22 protein-coding genes and 1 tRNA gene are annotated in these 20,124 nt (G+C 63.9%); 14 read left to right on the top strand and 9 right to left on the bottom strand.

The features are described 5' to 3' along the window. Positions 1–70: 70 nt before the first annotated feature. From EUU22_RS15300 to EUU22_RS15290, 3 genes are all read right to left on the bottom strand, one after another. Complete coding sequence (locus EUU22_RS15300; protein ID WP_129332814.1) at positions 71–1,213, bottom strand: thioesterase domain-containing protein; 1,143 nt, start codon at positions 1,211–1,213, stop codon at positions 71–73. A gap of 84 nt (positions 1,214–1,297) precedes the next feature. Further along, on the bottom strand, positions 1,298–1,735 hold the full coding sequence (locus EUU22_RS15295; protein WP_129332813.1) for a DUF1489 family protein: 438 nt from the start codon (positions 1,733–1,735) through the stop codon (positions 1,298–1,300). A gap of 57 nt (positions 1,736–1,792) precedes the next feature. After that, positions 1,793–3,193, bottom strand: a complete 1,401-nt coding sequence (locus tag EUU22_RS15290; RefSeq protein ID WP_129332812.1) for an L-serine ammonia-lyase — start codon at positions 3,191–3,193, stop codon at positions 1,793–1,795. A gap of 582 nt (positions 3,194–3,775) precedes the next feature. On the opposite strand from EUU22_RS15290, the gene EUU22_RS15285 reads away from it, so the two are divergent. The 3 genes from EUU22_RS15285 (at position 3,776) to EUU22_RS15275 (ending at position 6,006) form a co-directional block, all read left to right on the top strand. Then, the gene (locus tag EUU22_RS15285) at positions 3,776–4,468 is read left to right on the top strand and encodes a DUF599 domain-containing protein (protein WP_129332811.1); all 693 of its coding nucleotides are present in this window, start codon (positions 3,776–3,778) and stop codon (positions 4,466–4,468) included. Between the two features lie 80 nt (positions 4,469–4,548). Then, a complete protein-coding gene (locus EUU22_RS15280) occupies positions 4,549–5,517 on the top strand; it encodes a heparan-alpha-glucosaminide N-acetyltransferase (protein ID WP_129332810.1) in 969 nt (322 codons plus the stop codon). Positions 5,518–5,529: 12 nt separating this feature from the next. Next, entirely contained in the window at positions 5,530–6,006 is a 477-nt protein-coding gene (locus EUU22_RS15275) for a methyltransferase family protein (RefSeq protein WP_129332809.1), read from the top strand. Between the two features lie 6 nt (positions 6,007–6,012). Here EUU22_RS15275 and EUU22_RS15270 read toward each other — a convergent pair whose 3' ends face one another. Together EUU22_RS15270 and mgtE are read right to left on the bottom strand one after the other, a co-directional pair. Further along, a complete protein-coding gene (locus EUU22_RS15270; protein WP_114361723.1) occupies positions 6,013–6,399 on the bottom strand; it encodes a MerR family transcriptional regulator in 387 nt (128 codons plus the stop codon). 66 nt (positions 6,400–6,465) lie between these two features. Next, positions 6,466–7,884: a magnesium transporter gene (gene mgtE / locus EUU22_RS15265; RefSeq protein ID WP_129332808.1), complete on the bottom strand. Its 1,419-nt coding sequence runs from the start codon at positions 7,882–7,884 to the stop codon at positions 6,466–6,468. A 178-nt stretch (positions 7,885–8,062) separates the two neighbouring features. On the opposite strand from mgtE, the gene EUU22_RS15260 reads away from it, so the two are divergent. Next, entirely contained in the window at positions 8,063–8,557 is a 495-nt protein-coding gene (locus EUU22_RS15260) for a peptide deformylase (RefSeq protein WP_129332807.1), read from the top strand. Positions 8,558–8,634: 77 nt separating this feature from the next. On the opposite strand, the gene EUU22_RS15255 is transcribed toward EUU22_RS15260, so the two are convergent. After that, positions 8,635–8,719, bottom strand: a tRNA-Leu gene (locus EUU22_RS15255). Between the two features lie 192 nt (positions 8,720–8,911). On the opposite strand from EUU22_RS15255, the gene lipB reads away from it, so the two are divergent. The 10 genes from lipB (at position 8,912) to fghA (ending at position 15,866) form a co-directional block, all read left to right on the top strand. Continuing rightward, the gene (gene lipB, locus EUU22_RS15250; protein WP_129332806.1) at positions 8,912–9,670 is read left to right on the top strand and encodes a lipoyl(octanoyl) transferase LipB; all 759 of its coding nucleotides are present in this window, start codon (positions 8,912–8,914) and stop codon (positions 9,668–9,670) included. An 80-nt stretch (positions 9,671–9,750) separates the two neighbouring features. Continuing rightward, positions 9,751–10,680, top strand: a complete 930-nt coding sequence (locus EUU22_RS15245; protein ID WP_129332805.1) for a DMT family transporter — start codon at positions 9,751–9,753, stop codon at positions 10,678–10,680. 97 nt (positions 10,681–10,777) lie between these two features. Further along, on the top strand, positions 10,778–11,494 hold the full coding sequence (locus EUU22_RS15240) for a hypothetical protein (RefSeq protein ID WP_129332804.1): 717 nt from the start codon (positions 10,778–10,780) through the stop codon (positions 11,492–11,494). 135 nt (positions 11,495–11,629) lie between these two features. Continuing rightward, positions 11,630–12,757: an S-(hydroxymethyl)glutathione dehydrogenase/class III alcohol dehydrogenase gene (locus EUU22_RS15235; RefSeq protein WP_129332803.1), complete on the top strand. Its 1,128-nt coding sequence runs from the start codon at positions 11,630–11,632 to the stop codon at positions 12,755–12,757. Next, complete coding sequence (locus EUU22_RS15230; protein ID WP_129332802.1) at positions 12,754–13,215, top strand: GNAT family N-acetyltransferase; 462 nt, start codon at positions 12,754–12,756, stop codon at positions 13,213–13,215. The genes EUU22_RS15235 and EUU22_RS15230 overlap by 4 nt, the downstream gene beginning before the upstream one ends. Next, positions 13,187–13,576, top strand: a complete 390-nt coding sequence (locus tag EUU22_RS15225; RefSeq protein ID WP_342635423.1) for a BrnT family toxin — start codon at positions 13,187–13,189, stop codon at positions 13,574–13,576. Before EUU22_RS15230 ends, EUU22_RS15225 begins: the two co-directional genes overlap by 29 nt. Continuing rightward, on the top strand, positions 13,539–13,796 hold the full coding sequence (locus EUU22_RS15220; RefSeq protein ID WP_129332800.1) for a BrnA antitoxin family protein: 258 nt from the start codon (positions 13,539–13,541) through the stop codon (positions 13,794–13,796). Before EUU22_RS15225 ends, EUU22_RS15220 begins: the two co-directional genes overlap by 38 nt. Before the next feature lie 7 nt (positions 13,797–13,803). Then, positions 13,804–14,250, top strand: coding sequence for a YaiI/YqxD family protein (locus tag EUU22_RS15215; RefSeq protein ID WP_129332799.1), 447 nt, complete (start codon positions 13,804–13,806; stop codon positions 14,248–14,250). 95 nt (positions 14,251–14,345) lie between these two features. Continuing rightward, complete coding sequence (locus EUU22_RS15210; protein ID WP_129332798.1) at positions 14,346–15,008, top strand: DUF1345 domain-containing protein; 663 nt, start codon at positions 14,346–14,348, stop codon at positions 15,006–15,008. Between the two features lie 24 nt (positions 15,009–15,032). Continuing rightward, positions 15,033–15,866, top strand: coding sequence for an S-formylglutathione hydrolase (fghA, locus tag EUU22_RS15205; RefSeq protein ID WP_129332797.1), 834 nt, complete (start codon positions 15,033–15,035; stop codon positions 15,864–15,866). Here the strand turns inward: fghA and EUU22_RS15200 are convergent. From EUU22_RS15200 to EUU22_RS15190, 3 genes are all read right to left on the bottom strand, one after another. Then, the gene (locus tag EUU22_RS15200; RefSeq protein WP_129332796.1) at positions 15,863–17,476 is read right to left on the bottom strand and encodes a glycoside hydrolase family 43 protein; all 1,614 of its coding nucleotides are present in this window, start codon (positions 17,474–17,476) and stop codon (positions 15,863–15,865) included. The two genes, fghA and EUU22_RS15200, sit on opposite strands and share 4 nt — an antisense overlap. 238 nt (positions 17,477–17,714) lie before the next feature. Continuing rightward, positions 17,715–18,767 carry an L-glyceraldehyde 3-phosphate reductase gene (gene mgrA / locus EUU22_RS15195; protein ID WP_129332795.1) on the bottom strand — a complete coding sequence of 351 codons (1,053 nt, stop codon included), beginning with the start codon at positions 18,765–18,767 and terminating at the stop codon, positions 17,715–17,717. 202 nt (positions 18,768–18,969) lie between these two features. Further along, entirely contained in the window at positions 18,970–20,103 is a 1,134-nt protein-coding gene (locus EUU22_RS15190; protein ID WP_129332794.1) for a Gfo/Idh/MocA family protein, read from the bottom strand. Positions 20,104–20,124: the final 21 nt, after the last annotated feature.

Below are 20,124 nucleotides of genomic sequence, written 5' to 3'. Positions count from 1 at the left end.
CTGAAAGCTCGCTTTCCACATGGCGTCGGCTCCGCAAGGACGGGAGCATCGAACAAGACCAGTGTGGCCCCTATGCCTTTTTCATAGCTGCGAGCCGGCGACTGACGTCGGCGGCGAGCGCGCGGGCGTGCCGGCCGATCGTAATGGTCTGGTGGTTGCCGGAGACATCGACCCATTCCGCCGCCGGAAGGTAAGACTCCCAGATGAGCTTTGGGTCACAGTCGACGGGCGAACCGCCCTCCGTCCGGTAGAAGACCAGAGGCCCCTCGTATCGCGAGGGGCGAAAGAGCCCCTTCATCCGCAGGAGCTGCCGGGCCGCGAGATCATAGGCCGGCGGATAGCCGCCCTGCCATTGCGGCACGAAGGTCGGGTAGGATTCCGTCTTGGGACTCAGGAAACGGAAGGCGAGACGGCGGAGCGTCCGACGGTACCTTGCGAGCCGGCTGCCTCGCTGCATCTTGGAAGGCTCACTGGAAGGCTCCTCGGGGCCCGTGGCCGGCGCCTGTCCACCCCTGGAAAGCAGACGCCCGGCGGCGAAGGAGAGCCAGATGCGCAGTGGCCAGGCATGCTCGCTCTGCGGGCTGTCAACGAGGGCTAAGAAGTCCACCCCGACACCGCGGGCAGCAAGCGCGCGGGAGAGTTCAAGCGCGACGAGGCCGCCGAAGGAATAGCCGACGAAGCGGTAAGGCGGCGCGAACCCCGATGCGTCGAGTTCGGCAAGGCAGGCAGCGACCTCGTCGGCGATCACCGCAGGCGTTGCAGCAGGGCGGCCGAACGGTGTGAGCGCCATGCCGTAGACGGTGCCATCGAAGGCGAGTGCGTTGACGAAATCCTTCATTTCGAGAAAGCAGCTCGCGCCTCCGGCGAAGACGACGAGCGTTTCAGGCGCGGTGCCCTGGCGAATCCGGATCCGTTTCGGGACATTCCGGTATGAGCCGTCGGCCATCGCGCCCGCGAGATCGCGAAGCGTCGGCCACAGGTAGAAACTGTTGACGTCGAGCTCGATGCCGCTCGCCTGCCAGACCGCGTCGATGAATTTCAGCGTGCGGTTGATGTTGAAGACGTCGACGAGGATGGTCTCGGCGGACACCTCCCGACGCTGCACGGTGCGGGCGACCTCGACAAGAAGACGCTCAAACGCAGCCGCGTCATTCCGCACCATCCGCACAGCAAGATGCCCCTCCATCTTTACTACCTCGTCGCCGACCGTCATCTGCCCCCGTCACATTTGTTGTGGGGTAGGATCGGGGAAGGACGTTTCGCTTCCGTTAAAGCGATGCGCCCGGACATTTTCGTACTAAAGCAGGCCGAGTTCGGCGAGTTCCCGACGCAGGTCGTCCGGCATGTCCTCGATATCGGCGCCCGAGGCGTTGAGATCCCTCGGCGCGGCGTCTGCATCGAGATAGCGCCAGCCCTGGAACGGACGGCGCGGCGCCGGAGCCACCTCGATGACCTCCGGTCCGAGGACCAGCTCGCAGCGGGTGATGCCGTCGCCGCCGGTGAAGGTCTTGATGTCGAGAAGCCGCTGGCGTGCGGCGACCTGCCCCTTGATGATCCAGTAGAGCGAGCCGCCGTCCAGCAGTTCGTCCGCGCGCTTGGGCACCATGCGGGTGACGTGGGAGCTATGCGGTTCGAGGCCCGCGGCAATGGCCGTCAGCGAGCGCTCGGCGACCCATTGCCTGAGATCCTCGAGCGACTCCGCGCCGACGCAGAGCTTGATCAGATGCAGTGTCATGGCGACGGTGATACGCCTTTGGGCGGGACGGTCAAGCCCCGCCGGACAGACAGGTCGTCAGCACTCGACGACGTTGACCGCAAGCCCGCCGAGCGAGGTTTCCTTGTATTTCTCGCTCATGTCGTGGCCGGTCTGGCGCATGGTCTCGACGCAGGCGTCGAGCGGCACGAAATGCTCGCCCGTCCCTTTGAGCGCAAGCGAGGCCGCCGTCACCGCCTTGACCGCACCGAGCGCATTGCGCTCGATGCAGGGCACCTGCACGAGGCCCGCGACCGGGTCGCAGGTCATGCCGAGATGATGCTCCAGCGCGATCTCGGCGGCGTTCTCGATCTGCTCGGGCGAACCGCCCATGACCGCCGCGAGGCCTGCCGCCGCCATCGCGGAGGCCGACCCCACCTCCCCCTGGCAGCCGACTTCGGCGCCCGAGATCGAGGCATTGTGCTTGATGATCCCGCCGATCGCCGCCGCCGTCAGGAGATAGTCGCGGATGCCTTCCTGGTCGGCGTCCGGATGGAAATGCAGGTAATAGCGGATCGTCGCCGGCACGACGCCGGCCGCCCCGTTGGTCGGTGCGGTCACCACCCGCCCGCCGGCGGCATTTTCCTCGTTGACCGCCATCGCGTAGACGGAGAGCCAGTCATTGGCGAGCAGCGGGTTCTGCCGGTTGGAGCGCCACTCCTCCTCGAGCTTGTCGTGGATCGACCGGGCCCGGCGCTTGACGTTGAGCCCGCCCGGCAGGCGGCCCTCCTGCTTGAGCCCGCGATCGATGCAGCCGCTCATCGCCTCCCAGATGCGGTCGAGGCCGGCATCGAGCGCGGCGCGATCCATCACCGTCTCTTCGTTCGCCCGCTTCATCTGGGCAATGGTGAGGCCCGAGCGGTGCGCCATCTCGAGCATCTCCTTCGCCGTGGCGAAGGGATAGGGCACCTTCTGGGTCGCCGCCTGCTTCTTCTGCTTCTGCATGGCGGCAAGTTCGGTGTCGGTGACGACGAAGCCGCCGCCGATCGAATAGTAGACGGTGGTGAGCAGCACCCGCCCGTCGCGGTCGAGGGCGGTAAAGCGCATGCCGTTCGCGTGCCCCGGCAAGGGCACCTTCTTGTCGTAGACCAGATCGTCCTTCGGCACGAAGCGGTAGGCGGGATGGCCGGGCGGCGCCACCTTCCCTTCTTGCTCGACAGCGGCGATGATGTCGTCCATCCGGTCCGGGTCGACGCGGTCCGGCTCCTCGCCCGTCAGGCCGATGATGACGGCACGGCCGGTGCCGTGGCCGATGCCGGTATAGGCGAGCGATCCGTGCAGGCTGACCTTCAGTGCCGCCACCGCCGCACCGCTCGGCCGAGGCCAGTCATCCGAGAGGATGAGATCGAGAAAACGCTTGGCGGCCGTCATCGGCCCCATCGTATGGGAGCTCGACGGGCCGATCCCGATCTTGAATACGTCGAAAACAGAAAGAAACATGTGCGGGCGCGCCTCAGGAGATCCGAAAACTTGAATCGTGAGGCTAGACTATGACCAGAAGCCGGCGCGGCGGGCAACCGACATCCGCTTTAGCCGGCGCGACATCGAAAGGGACGCAAAAACGACGACAGCGCGGTCCTTGCGAACCGCGCTGCGGAATTCTCGTCAAAAACGAGTTCAGATGGTTCCGAAAAGATAGGCCAGGAACAAAACGCCTGCAAATCCCGTCAACGCCCGCAGGGTAACGCCCCAGCAAGACTTCTGGACGCTATCTTCCATTATCACTCCGATTGTTCGCCTATGGCGAAAAGCCGTCCCCCGACCGCTTTTCTGGGCACCGGTCTATTCAAATTCACGGACTCCCGCAACTGCAAAAATGGCAAAACAGTGGCACGTTCCGCAGGGTAGCCATTCCAAAAATGCATGGATTTATGCAGTTTCAAACGGTTAGATCGAATTTTGCATAATTCTTATGGAACCGCCACCGGCCACAATCCCCGCCAAAGTCTTACAAAACTGTGAATACTTGTCCGACGACCGGCCGGCGGCTTAATCTTCCCGCCAGCAACCACGGGAATCGCCATGACATTCATCGACTTTTTCGCCCTCGCGCTTTTCCTGGTGCTCTGGGTCGTCTTCTCCTGGTTGACCGGCGGGGCAAAGATCCTCAACCGCCCGAGCCTGACCCAGGCGATGGCCGAGCGGCGGCGGGAATGGATCCACAATTCGCTGACCCGCGACCTCAAGATGATCGATACGCAGATCCTGGCCGGTCTGCAGAACGGCACGGCCTTCTTCGCCTCGACCTCGATTTTCGCGATCGGCGGCTGCTTCGCGCTGCTCGGCGCCACCGAGCAGGTCGATACCGTGTTCCGCGACCTGCCCTTCATCACTTATAGCGGCCGCTCGGGTTTCGAGTTCAAGGTCATCGGGCTCACCGCGATCTTCGGCTATGCCTTCTTCAAGTTCGGCTGGTCCTACCGCCTGTTCAACTACTGCACGATTCTCTTCGGCACGCTGCCGATGACGGAGAACGCCAAGAAGAACCCGCCGGAGACAGAACGCATGGCGGAGCGGGTCATCCGCATGAACATCATCGCTGCCAAGCAGTTCAATGCCGGCCTTCGCGCGATTTTTCTGTCGATAGGCTACCTGGGGTGGTTCGTCAGCCCTTACGTCTTCGTGGGTACATCGCTTATCATCTTCTTCGTACTGGTACGCCGACAGTTTTTCTCCGATGCGCGTCTTGCGTTGATGACCGACACGGCGCCTTGAAAACGACCAGATTGGACGCTGTGGCATGACCCCTCCGCGCCGGTGCGCAGGGCAGAATTCTCGCATGCGAAGGATCGATCGTGGCCGCAGTCCCAGACACTGACAATCGCCCTGTAACCTCGAAGCGGATCGGCCTGCTCGATGCGGCAAGGGGGATCGCGCTCGTCGCGATGGCGTCCTACCACTTCACCTGGGATCTGGAATTCTTCGGCTACATCGAACCCGGCACGGCGACGCAAGGGCTGTGGAAACTCTATGCCCGCGCGATCGCCTCGAGCTTCATCTTCATGGCGGGCGTCAGCCTGGTGCTTGCCCATTATCCGACACTGAAGCCGCAATCGTTCCTGAAGCGGTTTGCGATGGTGGCCGGGGCTGCGATCGCGATCACCGTCGCGACGGCGGTTGCCATGCCGGACGGCATGATCTTCTTCGGCATTCTGCACCATATTGCCGCGGCGAGCGTGATCGGCCTCCTGTTCCTCAGGCTGCCACCGGCGCTGACGGTTCTTACCGCTCTCGCCGCCCTCGCCGCGCCCGCCTACCTCCGCTCGGAGGTTTTCGACGCGCCTTACCTGCTGTGGATCGGCCTTTCCGAGCATCTTCCGCGTTCGAATGACTACGTGCCGCTGCTTCCCTGGATCGGCGCCTTCCTGCTCGGGATCGCGGCGGCTCGCCTGGCGCGCGCCGGCGGCTGGCTCGACACGCTGGCCGACGCGCCGCAAGGCCCGGCGGTGCTGCGCTTTGCCGGCCGCCACAGCCTCATCGTCTACCTTTTGCATCAGCCCCTGTTGATCGCGACCGTCTACTTGATCTCGATCATCGTCCCGCCGCAGAAACCTGATCCTATGCAGTCCTATCTGCAGAGCTGCGAAACGAGCTGCCGGGCCGAAGGCAGCCAGGCGGAGCTCTGCAGCCGCTTCTGCGCGTGCACCCTGGACAAACTGATGCAACAGTCCCTCTTCGAACCTCTCCAGTCTGGCGCAATCCAGCCGGATCAGGATGAACGTGTGTTGCAGCTAGCCCGTGAGTGTACCGCAGTCAGCCAATGACAGGACATGATCATGAACGCCTACCGCCTGAAACCGCTGAAGTATCCCTGGCCACCCCTGCTCTACGGCGTCGCGATCGTCGCGGCGTTGCTGCTCGATCGCTATGTCGGCCTTCTGCCGTCGCTGCCGCGTGAGGGCTATCTCCTCTGGACGCTCGGAGGTGTGCTCGCGCTCATCGCGCTCACCCTCGACATCTGGGCGGTGAAGACGCTCCTCGAATGCCACACGGCGGTGCTTCCGAACCGCTGCGCACAGCGCCTGGTGACGAACGGCCCGTTCCGCTTCACCCGCAATCCGATCTATCTCGGCTATACGCTGATGACGATCGCCTTCGGGCTGTTGACGGGCAACAGCTGGTTTTTCGTCGCCGCCGTCACCGCAGCCGTGGTCACGACGGTGGTCGCGATCCGCTGTGAGGAAATGCATCTGCTCGCCCGCTTCGGCATCGAGTTCGAGCGATACTGCCAGCGCACCCGCCGCTGGATCTGAGAAGCGTCAGGTCCCGACGCCGATCTCGACGAGCCGCGTGAGGCAAGCCTCCTCGGCGTTGTCGAGTTCGGCGAGCGTCTCGTCGATATCCTTGCGCTTCTGGCGCAATTCCTCGCGCTTCTCGTCGATCTTCTTCATCATCATCTTGAGCTGACCGATCTCGCCCGGCGGCTCCTTGTAAACCTGGACGATTTCGCGGATCTCGGCTACGGTGAACCCGATGCGCCGGCCACGCAGAATTTCCTGCAGCAGCCGGCGGTCGGCAGCGCGATAGAGACGCGTTCGGCCGCGACGCTCGGGATGCAACAGGCCTTCGTCTTCGTAGAACCTCAAGGTCCGGGTCGAGACGCCGAATTCTCGCGTCAGTTCCGTTATGCTGTAATACTTTTTCACTGCCTGTTCCGATTCATCTGGAAACAGTCATATTATTGACTTTTACGTACAAGTCAATTTTGTCGTTCAGCTGGACATGAACCACCAGGTCGCGAGCCCGAGAAAGCTGAAGAAACCGGTCGTGTCGGTGATCGCGGTCACGAAGACCGCCGAGGACACCGCCGGGTCGGTGCCCGACCGGTGAAGCAGCACCGGGATGGTAATGCCCGCCATCGCGGCCGCGAACATGTTGATCAGCATGGCGGTCGTGATGATGCCGCCGATCGAGACATCGCGGAACCATATGGCGGCGACGACGCCGACGAGCGTGCCGAAGAGCGCCCCGTTGATGAGGCCGACGCCGGCCTCGCGCCGCGCGACGCGCCAGGCGTTGTGGATATCGAGGTTGCGGGTCGCGAGCGCCCGCACGGTGACGGTCATCGTCTGCGAACCGGCATTGCCGCCCATGCCGGCGACGATCGGCATCAGGATTGCCAGCGCCACCACCTGCTCGATGGTGCCCTCGAAGAGCGAGATCACCGAGGCCGAGATGAAGGCGGTGACGAGATTGACGGCGAGCCACGGCACGCGCGAGCGCGAGGTTTCGACGACGCTGTCCGACAGTTCTTCGTCGCCGACGCCGCCGAGGCGCAGGAGGTCCTCTTCCGCCTCCTCCTGGATGACGTCGACGACGTCGTCGATGGTGAGGACGCCGACCAGCCGGTCGTTCTCGTCGACGACGGCAGCCGACAGGAGGTCGTATTGCTCGAAGAGTTGCGCCGCCTCTTCCTGGTCCATCTCGGCCGGCACCGCGTGGCTGGTCTCACGCATGATCGTCTCGATCTTCATCTGGCGCTTGGTGCGCAGGATGCGGTCGAGGTCGACGGTGCCGAGCAGCTTGAAGGTCGGGTCGATGACGAAGATCTGCGTAAAGCTCTCCGGCAGGTCGTCCTCGTCGCGCATGTAGTCGATCGTTTGGCCGACCGTCCAGAACGGTGGCACGGCGACAAACTCCGTCTGCATGCGCCGACCGGCCGAGCTTTCCGGATAGTCGAGCGCCCGGCGCAGGCGCACCCGCTCGGTGAACGGCAGCTTGGCGAGGATTTCCTCGCGGTCCTCGTGGTCGAGGTCCTCGAGAATGTAGACGGCGTCGTCCGAATCGAGCTCGCCGATCGCCGCGGCGATCTGCTCGTTCGGCATCTGGTCGACGATCTGCAGGCGGATCGCCTCGTCGACCTCGGTCAGCGCCGTCAGGTCGAAGTCGTCGCCGAGGAGGCGCACGAGGGCGAGACGCTGCTCCGGCTGGATCGCCTCGATGAGGTCACCCAGTTCCGATTCGTGCAGCCGGGCGACGCGCTGGCGCAGGAACAGCGTATCGCGGTCGGCGATCGCCGCGCCAACGAGGACGAGGAAATCGGAACGGACGGAGCCGTCCTCGGCATAAATGTCGTCGGGGAGTTCGTCCTGCGGGGGCCGAACAAGGAATTCGTCGCCGGTATCCGTCATGCCTGCGCCCTCACCCTAAGAAATAAACTCGTCCTGCGTATCCCGGCAGCCTTGGAGAATGGCGGTAAAAACCGCGTTGTCAACCGCGAGCGAGGATATCGCGTGCCGGTGTGTGCAAACGCGAAGACAGCCTGCTAACCTGTTGTTCCGACGCATTCGCAGCACAGAAAGGCATATCGTGGCGGTCCTCCCCTTGGTCACCTATCCGCACCCGGCGCTGAAGGCGACGTGTGCGCCCGTGAGCGATTTCGGCCCCGGCCTCGCCAGACTCGCCGACGACCTCTACGACACGATGAAGGCGGCGCCGGGCGTCGGGATCACCGCCGCCCATATCGGCGTCCTGCTAAGGCTCGTGGTGCTCGACCTGCCGGAGATCGGCGGACGGCGCACCTACGTCAATCCGCAGGTCTTGTCTTCGTCCGGCGAACTGATGAGCCATACCGAGGGCAGTGTCTCCATGCCCGGCGCGACCGAAACGGTGACCCGCCCTCGCGCTGTCAAGCTCCGTTACCAGGACCTCGATGGGACGGCCCATGAGGAGGAACTCGAGGGCTTCCCGGCGATCTGCATGCAGCATGAGATCGACCAGCTCGACGGCATCTTCTGGCTGCAGCGGCTGTCGAAGCTGAAGCGCGACCGATTGACGAAGAAATGGGAGAAGGCACGGGGCTGAGGACGCGTGTGATCGCGGACCCGTTGGCGGCGTAACTGCCTGTAAGGCAACAAAAAACCCGGCCGAAGCCGGGTTTTTGGTGCGGTCGAGAAGACTCGAACTTCCACGGGTTGCCCCACAGCGACCTCAACGCTGCGCGTCTACCAATTCCGCCACGACCGCATCGTGGTAGGTGCCGAATTGCTCCGGCGGGGCTGCATGTAGCAAAAGCGTTCGGGGTGCACAAGGGCGCTGTGACAGTTTTTTGATAATTCCTCTGGGGCCCCTGTGGAGGCATTCCGGAAGGCCCGGAATTCCGGGCTCTTGAAGTCGATGCGCTTTCTTGCCAAGTAGGGGAAAAGGACGGGCGCCACCATGCAACGCACAGAAATCGAAGCGAAAATGTTTCCCCTGCCCGGCTCGCCGCCGGTGCGCTGGCGAATCTCCGACGGCCTCGTTCCCTACGAGGAAGCGCTCGCCACCATGGAGGCGGAGGTCGCCGCGATCGCAGACGGCCGCGCCGACGAACTCGTCTGGCTGCTGGAGCATCCGCCGCTCTATACCGCCGGCACCAGTGCCGACCCTGCCGACCTCAAGGAACCCGACCGTTTCCCCGTTCACTCTACGGGACGCGGCGGCGAATACACCTATCACGGCCCCGGCCAGCGGGTCGGCTATGTCATGCTCGACCTGAAGCGGCGGCGCCAGGACGTCCGTGCCTATGTCGCCGCGCTGGAAGAAGTCATCATCCGCACGCTCGAACAGATGAACGTGCGCGGCGAACGCCGCGAGGATCGCGTCGGCGTCTGGGTTCGCCGACCGGAAAGGCCTCGGCTTGCCGATGGCTCCATGGCCGAGGACAAGGTGGCGGCACTCGGCATCCGCCTGCGCCGCTGGGTGAGCTTCCACGGCTTCTCGCTCAACGTCGATCCGGACCTCTCGCACTTCGGCGGCATCGTGCCCTGCGGGATCACCGCCTACGGCGTGACGAGCCTTGTCGACCTCGGCCTGCCGGTGATGATGCCGGATGTCGACATCCGCCTGCGCTCCGCCTTCGAGGAGGTCTTCGGCCCCACGGTTTCCGAAACGTCTTTGCCACTGGGCGAAGGAAGGTCCGCCATCGCCGGCGCCTGACGGAACGAGCTCCTCGGCACGGTTGATCTGCGAGCATTCGGCATGCTTCATGGGCTCCCGCACCCAAGGAGCACGAGTCGATGACGATCCCGACGCCTCTCCGCCGTCAGAGCCCCGTCGAGGGCATGGTCCTGATGGCTGCCTGCATGCTCGTGCTGCCGGTGATGGATGCGATCGCCAAATACATGGCGACCGTGGAAGGCATGTCGCCCGGACAGGTGACCTTTTACCGCTTCTTCTTTCAGCTGACCTGTACGCTGCCGGTGCTTTTCCTTCTGCGCAGGCGTGACGCGCTTGCCGCCAGGCGCCCCTACATGAACCTCCTGCGCGGTTGCCTGCACGGGGCGGCGAGCCTGATGTTCTTCGCCGCGGTCAAGTACATGCCGCTCGCCGACGTCTTTGCGATCTACTTCGTCGAGCCGTTCATTCTCACGGCGCTTTCGGCGCTCTTTCTCAAAGAGCGGGTGGGCTGGCGGCGCTGGCTTGCGATCGTCGTCGGCTTCGGCGGCGCCATGATCGTCATCCAGCCGAGCTACGCGATCTTCGGGCTCACGGCGCTGCTGCCCGTTGCCTGCGCCTTTCTCTTCGCGCTCTACATGTTCCTCAATCGCGCGATCGGCGAGGCCGACTCGCCGATGACCATGCAGACGATGTCGGGGATCGGCGGCACGCTCATCATGGGAGCCGCGCTCCTTGCCGGCACCGGCACGGGCGCGAGTGACCTCGCCCCGTCGCTCCCCTCCTCCTGGCTCAGCCTCGGTCTCCTCGTCCTGCTCGGCTCGATCTCGGGCTACATCCACCTGCTGATCGTGCGCGCCTTCCGGCTTGCGCCGCTCTCGGTGCTCGCGCCCTTCCAGTATTTCGAGATCATCGCCGCGACCGTGCTCGGTTACGCGCTCTTCGGCGAATTCCCCGACGCTTCCAAGTGGACGGGCGTCGCAATCATCGTCGGCTCGGGCCTGTTCATCCTCTGGCGCGAGCAGAAGCGCGCGAAAAGCGCGGCAATTTAGCGATGTCGTTCATCGCCGTTTAACCGTGTCCGTTCACCATCCGGAAACCCGGCGCGCATAGGCTCGCTTCCAGTTTCATGATGAAACGGGAACAAAGATGAGCGAACTTCGTCTCTCTTTTCCGGCATGTGTGATCGCCGGGAAGAACAGGCTTACGGCCGACGACCTCCTTCTGCTGCGCAAGTATACCTTTGCGGAGGGTGTCCGTTCCTCCGACGACGTCGTAGTGATGCTGGCGCTCGACACGCTCTGTCCGGAAAAATGTGTCGAGTGGCACGACTATTTCGTCGAATCGCTGGCCGACTACATCATCAACCGCTGCCATCCGGCGGGCTCGCTCGACACGATGAATGCTCTCTGGTTCGAGCAGGTCTTCATCGAGGACGGCCTTGTCCGCTCGCGGCACGAGCTCGATCTTCTGCTCCACCTGATCGACCTCGCACCGCCGGCACCGGCTGCCCTGACCGCCCTCGCCCTCGACCAGCTTGCGATCGCACTCGCAGAGGAGCGCGGTCCCCTGCAGACAGGCCGGGCGGCCGAACATGGGCACCTTTCGCCGTCCGACATTGCCTATGTCCGGCGGGTGCTGAAACATGCCTGCGACAACGGGCGACTTCTCCTCGGCGAACGGGAGAGAGCGGCGCTCCTGCGGATCAACGGTTCGGCGAAAGGCATCCGTGCGCCGGAATGGCTCGACATTCTCAAAGAGGCAGGGATCGCGGCCGAAAACCCCTCTCCGGAGGAACCCGCCGCCCGGGCACGCTGGTTGCAGATCCCGGACTCCTTCTTCCTCGACGATCAGCTGGTGGCCTGACCTCTGTCCTGGATACCTCCTCTTTGCCGCACCGGAAACCCGAACGGAGCAGTCTCTGACGCTCTTCGACCTTGAGCCGGGTGCAGCTCCCGTGCCAAGGTCACGGCCGATTCACACATCTCAGGGAGTAGAACAATGGACGTACGCGCCGCCGTCGCAATCCAGGCCGGAAAGCCGCTCGAAGTGATGACCGTCCAGCTCGAAGGGCCGAAGGCCGGTGAGGTTCTGGTCGAGATCAAGGCGACGGGCATCTGCCACACCGACGACTTCACGCTCTCCGGCGCCGATCCGGAAGGCCTCTTCCCGGCGATCCTCGGCCATGAAGGCGCCGGCATCGTCGTCGACGTCGGTCCGGGCGTCACGAGCGTCAAGAAGGGCGATCACGTCATTCCGCTCTACACGCCGGAATGCCGGGAATGCCCCTCCTGCCTGTCGCGCAAGACCAATCTCTGCACGGCGATCCGCTCGACGCAGGGCCAGGGTGTGATGCCGGACGGAACCTCGCGCTTCTCGATCGGCAAGGACAAGATCCACCACTACATGGGCTGCTCGACGTTTGCGAACTACACCGTGCTGCCGGAAATCGCGGTGGCCAAGGTCAACCCCGACGCGCCTTTCGACAAGATCTGCTACATCGGCTGCGGCGTGACGACCGGCATCGGCGCCGTCATCAACACGGCCAAGGTCGAGCTCGGCTCGACGGCGATCGTCTTCGGACTGGGCGGCATCGGCCTCAACGTCATCCAGGGTCTGCGGCTCGCCGGCGCCGACATGATCATCGGCGTCGACTTGAACAACGACAAGAAGGAATGGGGCGAACGCTTTGGAATGACACACTTTGTCAATCCGAAGGAGGTCGGCGACGACATCGTGCCCTATCTCGTCAACATGACCAAGCGCGGCGCCGACCAGATCGGCGGGGCCGACTACACCTTCGACTGCACCGGCAATACGAAGGTCATGCGCCAGGCGCTCGAAGCGTCGCATCGCGGCTGGGGCAAGTCGGTCGTTATCGGCGTCGCCGGCGCGGGCCAGGAAATCTCGACCCGCCCGTTCCAGCTCGTCACCGGCCGCACCTGGATGGGCACGGCCTTCGGCGGCGCGCGCGGCCGCACCGACGTGCCGAAGATCGTCGACTGGTACATGGACGGCAAGATCGAGATCGATTCGATGATCACCCACACCATGCCGCTCGCAGACATCAACAAGGGTTTCGAGCTGATGCACAAGGGTGAATCGATCCGCAGCGTGGTGCTCTATTGAGCGCTCACCGCGCCTATGACGTGGACGTGCGGAGGCTCGACGAGCTCTCCGCCGTCGAACTTTACGAACTGCTGAAGCTGCGCGTCGACGTCTTCGTCGTCGAGCAGGCCTGCGCCTATCCGGAACTCGACGGCAACGACGCGGATTGCCTGCATCTGCGGCTCACGGACGGCGGCGGCCTGATCGCCTGCGCGCGGCTCTGGCGGCCGACGCCGGACCACCTGCCCCGCATCGGGCGCGTCGCCGTGTCGCCCGCCCATCGCGGCAAGCGACTCGGCGAAGCGCTGATGCGCGAGGCGATTACCGCCTGCGAGAAGGTCTATCCCGGTGAGGCGATCGAGATATCGGCGCAAAGCCACCTGCAGAGATTTTACGCGGGCTTCGGCTTCGTTCCGATTTCGGAAGAATATCTCGAAGACGGCATCCTGCATGTCGACATGGTGCGGCAAGCGTCATAAGTCGGTCTGCGCTGACACGCCACAGTGTTGTTATATCCACTTGTCGGTAGATGCGATTGTAGTTACAATGACCTTTGAATGGGATGACGAAAAGAACACCTCGAATGTTGCGAAGCACGGGCTGAGCTTCGAGACCGCTTGCCGGATTTTTGAAGGAGTCGTGATCAGCGCGTCCGACGACCGATTTGACTACGGGGAAGTTCGCACCAACAGCATCGGCGCAATCGACGGGGTCGCCATCGTCGTCGTCACCCACACCGATAGAAACGGCCGGATACGCCTGATCTCTGCAAGACCGGCAAAGCGAAAGGAGCGCGCTCGTTATGCCCAAGCGCTACAAGAGCGAGCTCAGCCTGGATGAACTGGCTAAGCTCCAAGACGAAGACATAGACACCAGCGACATTCCCGAACTCGACGACGCCTTCTGGAAGAAGGCAGTTGTGGTCGAGCCGGAAGGAACGGAACAGGTCACGTTGAGGGTCAAGAAATCCGTTTTGCAGGCCTTCAGGGCGACAGGTAAGGGATACCAGACCCGGATGAATGCGGTGCTGGAATCTTATGCCCGCAGCTTGAAGAAGTAGTCTTGGCATGCCCGAAATCTATGTCGATGCCGATGCCTGCCCCGTGAAGGCGGAAATCCTGAAGGTCGCGGAGCGCCACGCCCTGCCAGTCACCTTCGTCGCCAATTCGGGCCTGCGCCCGTCCCGCGATCCTATGGTGAAGAACATCATCGTCTCCGGTGCCTTCGATGCCGCCGACGACTGGATCGCCGAGCGCGCCGGCCCCGGCGACGTCGTCGTGACGGCCGATGTGCCACTCGCAGGACGTTGCGTGGCCGCCGGTGCCCTGGTGACCGGGCCGACAGGGCGGGTCTTCGACACGGCCAATATCGGCATGGCGACGGCCATGCGCAATCTCGGGGCGCATCTCAGGGAGACCGGCGAGAGCAAGGGCTACAATGCTTCTTTCACGCCGCGCGACCGGTCGCAATTCCTCGAAACCTTTGACAGGCTTTGCCGTCGCGTGAAAAAGTGACGGACGGCACGGAGACCTGCAACCTGCGACAGCGGACACCGCATTCACGCGGCCGCCGACTTTCCGCGGGCAGACGAAAACGGAACAAGACCAGCATGCGGCAATTCTCCGAACGTGTGATCGGACATAGGCATGGTCCCTTCCTGGGCGGGCTCGTCTTTGCACTCGTGGTGATGCCGATCGCCATGGCGCTCGCACCGCAGCTGGCGCTAGAGCTGGTGCCGATCGCCTTCTTCGTCTGCTATCTGGCATTGATGTGGCTGCGATTGCCACGACTGACGGCCACCTTCCTGCGACGGCATGCCGACACCGCCGACGAGCCGGCCTCGGTGATCCTGACGGTCACGCTCGCCGCCGTCGTCGTTTCGATGGTATCGCTCTTCTTCGTGCTGAATGGTGCGGAAAGCCGCGCGCTGAAGCTCGTCCTCGCCTTCGGCGCCGTTGTCTCCGGCTGGTTCACCATCCACACCATGGCCGCGATGCACTATGCCCACGCCTACTGGCGACCCCAGACGGTATTGCCCCACGAAAGCGGCCTACACAGGGGCGGCCTCGACTTTCCCGGCACGACCGATCCCGGCGGCTACGATTTCCTCTATTTCTCCTTCGTCATCGGGATGACCGCCCAGACCTCGGATACCGCCGTGACCACGACCGCCATGCGCAAGCTGAACCTGCTGCATGCCGTCGTCTCCTATTTCTTCAACACGGTCCTTCTGGCCGCCGCGGTGAACGCCGCGGTCTCGCTCGCCGGCTGAACCAGCAAAAGGAACAACGATACGATGAAGATCCTGTCGCAGAACACCGCCTTCGGCGGCATGCAGGGCGTTTTCGCCCACGAGTCGGACGCTTGCAAATGCGAGATGACCTTTGCCGTCTTCGTGCCGCCGCAGGCCGTGCTCGAGCGCCGGCCGGTCCTCTGGTATCTTTCCGGGCTCACCTGCACCCATCAGAACGTGATGGAAAAGGGCGAGTATCGCCGCATGGCCGCCGAGCTCGGGCTGATTGTCGTCTGCCCCGACACGAGCCCGCGCGGCAACGACGTGCCGGACGAACTCACAAACTGGAAGATGGGCAAGGGTGCCGGCATGTATCTCGACGCCACGGAAGCGCCCTGGGCCGAGAACTACCGGATGTACACCTACATCACCGAGGAACTCCCGACGCTCGTCGCCGAGCATTTCCGCGTCGACATGGACCGGCAGGGCATCTTCGGCCATTCGATGGGCGGCCACGGCGCGATGACGATCGCGCTGAAGAATCCCGGGCGCTTCAAGAGCTGCTCCGCCTTCGCGCCGATCGTCGAGCCGTCGACGGCCGACTGGACGGTCGATGCCTTCGAGAAATACTTGGGGCCCGACAAGGCGAAATGGCGCGAGTACGACGCCTGCGCGCTGGTCGCCGACGGTGCCCGCTTCCCGGAATTCCTGATCGACCAGGGCAGCGCCGACAGCTTCCTCGAAAACGGCCTGCGTCCGTGGCTCTTCGAGGACGCGATCAAGGATACCGAGATCGGCCTCAGACTGCGCATGCATGAGCGCTACGATCACTCCTACTACTTCATCTCGACCTTCATGGACGACCACCTGCGCTGGCACGCAGAGCGGCTCGGCTAGAGGCGTTCATAGACGAACCGGCTGAAATCCGCCGGCCAGCCCTGACCCGTGATGTCGAAGGCGAACATGCCGGCAAAGGCTCCCGTGAAGGAGCCGTGCTCGCCACGGCCGCCTTCGTCGGAAACGACACCGCCGTCCAGCACCGGGCCGACCGGCTTCCAGTCGACGGCACCGGCCGGCCGCCAGAAGAACTGCAGGTCGTTGTCGCGGATTTCCATGGAAAGGTCGAGCCGGCCTTCGGGAACGGTAATCCCGCTGTCCAGCGGGAAACTCAGCCGACCGTTCGGATAATCGCCGGCGCAGCTCAGGATCGTGATCACCCGCCCACGTTTCTCATGCAGCGTGATGCCGAGCGCATGGAACTTGTAGCGGTTGTAGTAGTGGGTGAGGCCCGCGACCTGCTGGTAGGTGTCGGGCGAAAATTCGAGCGACGTTTCGGCGCGGAAGCGATGATGCTCCTGCCTCCGCGCGACCAGCGACTGCTCGAACCAGGAACCGATGCTTTCCCGGCCGAAGAGGCGCAGGAAACCCGGTCGGGCAGAGAGGCTGAAGAGCCGTTCCGGCACAGGCGAGCGCAGCCACTGGAACTCGACCGGCAGTTCCGGTCCGCTAAAGTCATGTACAATGACGGCCGGAGCTTCCGCGCGGGCGACATCGCCGCGCGGCGCCGGCACCTCCACTGCGGGGACCGGGCCGCCGCCTTCCAGATAGAGCCAGCCGTCGTCGCGCCAGACGCATTTCTGGATCGCCGTCTCGCGGCCCAGCGTGCAGCGGCGCTTGGGCGGCAGCGGCCGTCCGCAGAGATGGGTGTGGTAGGGCGTGCCGTCCGGCGTCTCGACATACTGACCGTGGCCGGCGCGCTGCAGCACCGCCTCCGGATGATCCTTCGAGGTGATGAGGTGAATGTCCGGATGGAGCTCGTACGGGCCGTCGATGGTCCGCGCCCGCGCCATGGTGACCGCATGGTCGTAACCGGTGCCGCCCTCGGCGGTCGTCAGGTAGTACCAGCCATTGCGCTTGAAGAGATGCGGTCCCTCGACGAGGCCGAGCGCACTGCCGGGAAAGATGTTTTTGACCGGCCCGACGAGCCGCTTCTTCTCCGCGTCCCATTCCTGCAGCAGGATGCCGTCGAAGGCCGGATGCTTCGGCGTCCCGCCATAGCTCTCGGTGCGGTGGTTCCACTGCATGTTGACGAACCATTTCCGCCCGTCATCGTCATGGAAGAGCGACGGGTCGAAGCCGGATGAGTTCACATAGACCGGATCGGACCACTCACCCATGACGGAGGACGCAGTGACGATGTAGTTGTGCGCGTCCTTGAAGTTGCCGTCGAAGCGTTTGACGTCGGTATAGACGAGCCAGAACAGGCCTTCGTTGTAGGAGAGACACGGCGCCCAGATGCCGCAACTGTCCGGATTGCCGCGCATGTCGAGCTGGCTTGCGCGGTTGAGCGGCCGGCAGACGAGCCGCCAGTTGACCAGATCCCGCGAGTGGTGGATCTGGACGCCCGGATACCATTCGAAGGTGGAGGTCGCGATAAAATAGTCCTCGCCGACCCGGCAGATCGACGGATCCGGGTTGAAGCCCGGCAGGATGGGATTGATAATCATGTCGCGTTTCTCCTCCCTTTTCTCGGCAAACACCCCCTCTGTCGGCTACGCCGACATCTCCCCCACAAGGGGGGAGATCATCCGCCGGCGCTGTGCCCCACCTCCCCTTGAGGGGGAGGTCGCCGCAAAGCGGCGGGTGGGGGTGATCAACGTCTGACCCGGGCGACTGAGCCTGCGCGTCACCCCACCCCGGAGCTTCGCTCCGACCCTCCACCTCAAGGGGAAGGTAAGAGCAATCTTACTTCTTCTTCCGCGGCGGCCCCTTGCGTTCGGCGGACGCCGCCCAGAGATTGATGTCAGCTTCCCTGGCATAGGTCTCGATCTCGGCGAGTTCCTCGGCGGTGAAATCGGGCTTTTCCAACGCCTTCACGCAATCCTCGACCTGCTCGGGACGGCTGGCGCCGATGAGCGCCGAGGTGATGCGCCCGCCGCGCAGCACCCAGGCGAGCGCCATCTGCGCGAGTGTCTGGCCGCGACGCTCCGCAATCCGGCCGAGCGCGCGGATGTTCTCCAGGTTCTTCTCGTTGAGGAAGCCCGGATCGAGCGACTTCTCCTGCGAGGCACGGCTGCCGGTCGGAATGCCGTTCAGGTATTTCGACGTCAGCATCCCCTGTGCCAGCGGCGAGAAGACGATCGAGCCGATGCCGAGCTCTTCAAGCGTATCGACGAGGCCGTCCTCCTCGATCCAGCGGTTGATCATCGAATAGCTCGGCTGGTGGATGAGGACCGGCGTGCCGAGAGCCTTCAGGATCGCCACCGCCTCGCGGGTGCGCTTCGAATTGTAAGAGGAAATCCCGACATAGAGTGCCCTGCCCGACCGGACGATGTGGTCGAGCGCCCCGCAGGTCTCTTCGAGCGGCGTATCCGGATCGAAGCGGTGCGAATAGAAGATGTCGACATAGTCGAGACCGAGCCGCTTGAGGCTCTGGTCGCACGAGGCGATCACGTATTTGCGGCTGCCCCACTCGCCGTAGGGGCCGGCCCACATGCCATAACCCGCCTTGGACGAGACGATGAGCTCGTCGCGGTAGCCGGCGAAATCGGTCCGCAGGATCTCGCCGAACGCGAGTTCCGCCGAACCGGGCGGCGGGCCGTAGTTGTTGGCGAGGTCGAAATGGGTGATGCCGAGATCGAAGGCGGTCCGGCAGATCGCCTGCTTCGTCGCATGCGGCGTGTCGTTGCCGAAATTGTGCCAGAGGCCGAGCGAGATCGCCGGCAGCTTCAGGCCGCTTCGTCCGCAGCGATTGTAGGTCATCCGCTCGTAGCGGTTCTCGGCAGGGGTATAGGTCATGGATGGTTCTCTCCCAGATGCATGTGCTCGGTGGAAGCAAAGACCCCCTCTGGCCTGCCGGCCATCTCCCCCACAAGGGGGGAGACTGATCGGGGATGCCTCCCGCTCTCCGCTAGCCGCAACTTAGCGGAGATGGCGCAAAATCCCAGAGGCGGTTGCGGAAAAGCCCCTCCCCCTTGTGGGGAGGGGTTGGGGAGGGGAATCAGCGAAGCAGCGCCAGCGCCTCGTCTATGCCGAGCGCCTGCGGTTGCGTGCAGGTGGTGGAAAGATCGACGAAGCGGCCCTCCGCACCCGACTGCAGGATGGACGTCATCACATCGACGCCGTGGAGCGCGCGGTCGAGCGAGCAGCGGGCGTCGCGGCCTTCGAGGATCGCGACCGCCATGTCGGCGAGGCCGGCCGTGCGGTAATTGGCGCGCGGGCCGTTCGCATGTTCCTGGTTGTCGATGCCGAAGGGATGATCCCAGCCTTCCAGCGGCTTGATCTCCTTGTTGCGGCCGCTCGCCTCCACCGCGCCGCCGAAGAAATTCGGGTCCGGCACGAAGAGCGAGCCGTCGGTACCGTAGAGCTCCATATTGCCGTGGCGATGCGACCAGACATCCCAGCTCGCCGACAGCGTGACCGTCGCGCCGTTCTCGAATTCGAGGAGCGCGTGGATGTTGGTCGGCGTGCGGACCGGGATCACCTCGCCGGCGCGCGGCTGGCTGGTGATGGTGCGCGTCTCCGACGCCATGGAGGTGAGCGCGGCCACCCGTTTCACCGGACCGATGAGGTTGATGAGGTTGGCGATGTAGTACGGGCCGAGGTCGAGCACCGGGCCGCCGCCGGGCAGGAAGAAGAAGTCCGGATTGGGGTGCCACATCTCCATGCCCGGGCTCATCACGTGGCAGGTGCCGGAGGTGATGCGGCCGATCCCGCCCTCGTCGATGTATTTGCGGGCAAGCTGATGGGAACCGCCGAGGAAGGTATCCGGCGCACAGCCGACGCTGAGCTTCTTGTCCTTCGCGATCCGGCGCAGATCCTCGCCGGCTTCGAGGCTCAGCACCAGCGGCTTTTCCGAATAGACGTGCTTGCCGGCCTCGAGGATGCGTTTCGAGACGGCGTAATGCGCGTCGGGAATGGTGAGGTTGACGATGATGTCGAGCTCGTCATTGGCGAGCAGTTCGTCGACCGTTTGTGCCTTGACGCCGTATTCCTCCGCCCGAAGCTCGGCGGCGTTCATGTTGAGGTCGGTGCAAGCGAGCACCTTCAGCCCCTTGAAGAGGGGGGCAAGGGAAAAATAGGTCGTGGAGATATTGCCGCATCCGATGATGCCGACGCCGAGTTCGCGTGTCATGGGGACGTTCCGAATGTTTCT

This window comes from Ciceribacter ferrooxidans (assembly GCF_004137355.1).
In the GTDB taxonomy this organism is placed as follows: Bacteria; Pseudomonadota; Alphaproteobacteria; order Rhizobiales; family Rhizobiaceae; genus Allorhizobium; species Allorhizobium ferrooxidans.
The sequence above is the reverse complement of the archived record's forward strand: the minus strand, read 5'-3'. Positions and strand labels throughout refer to the sequence as shown.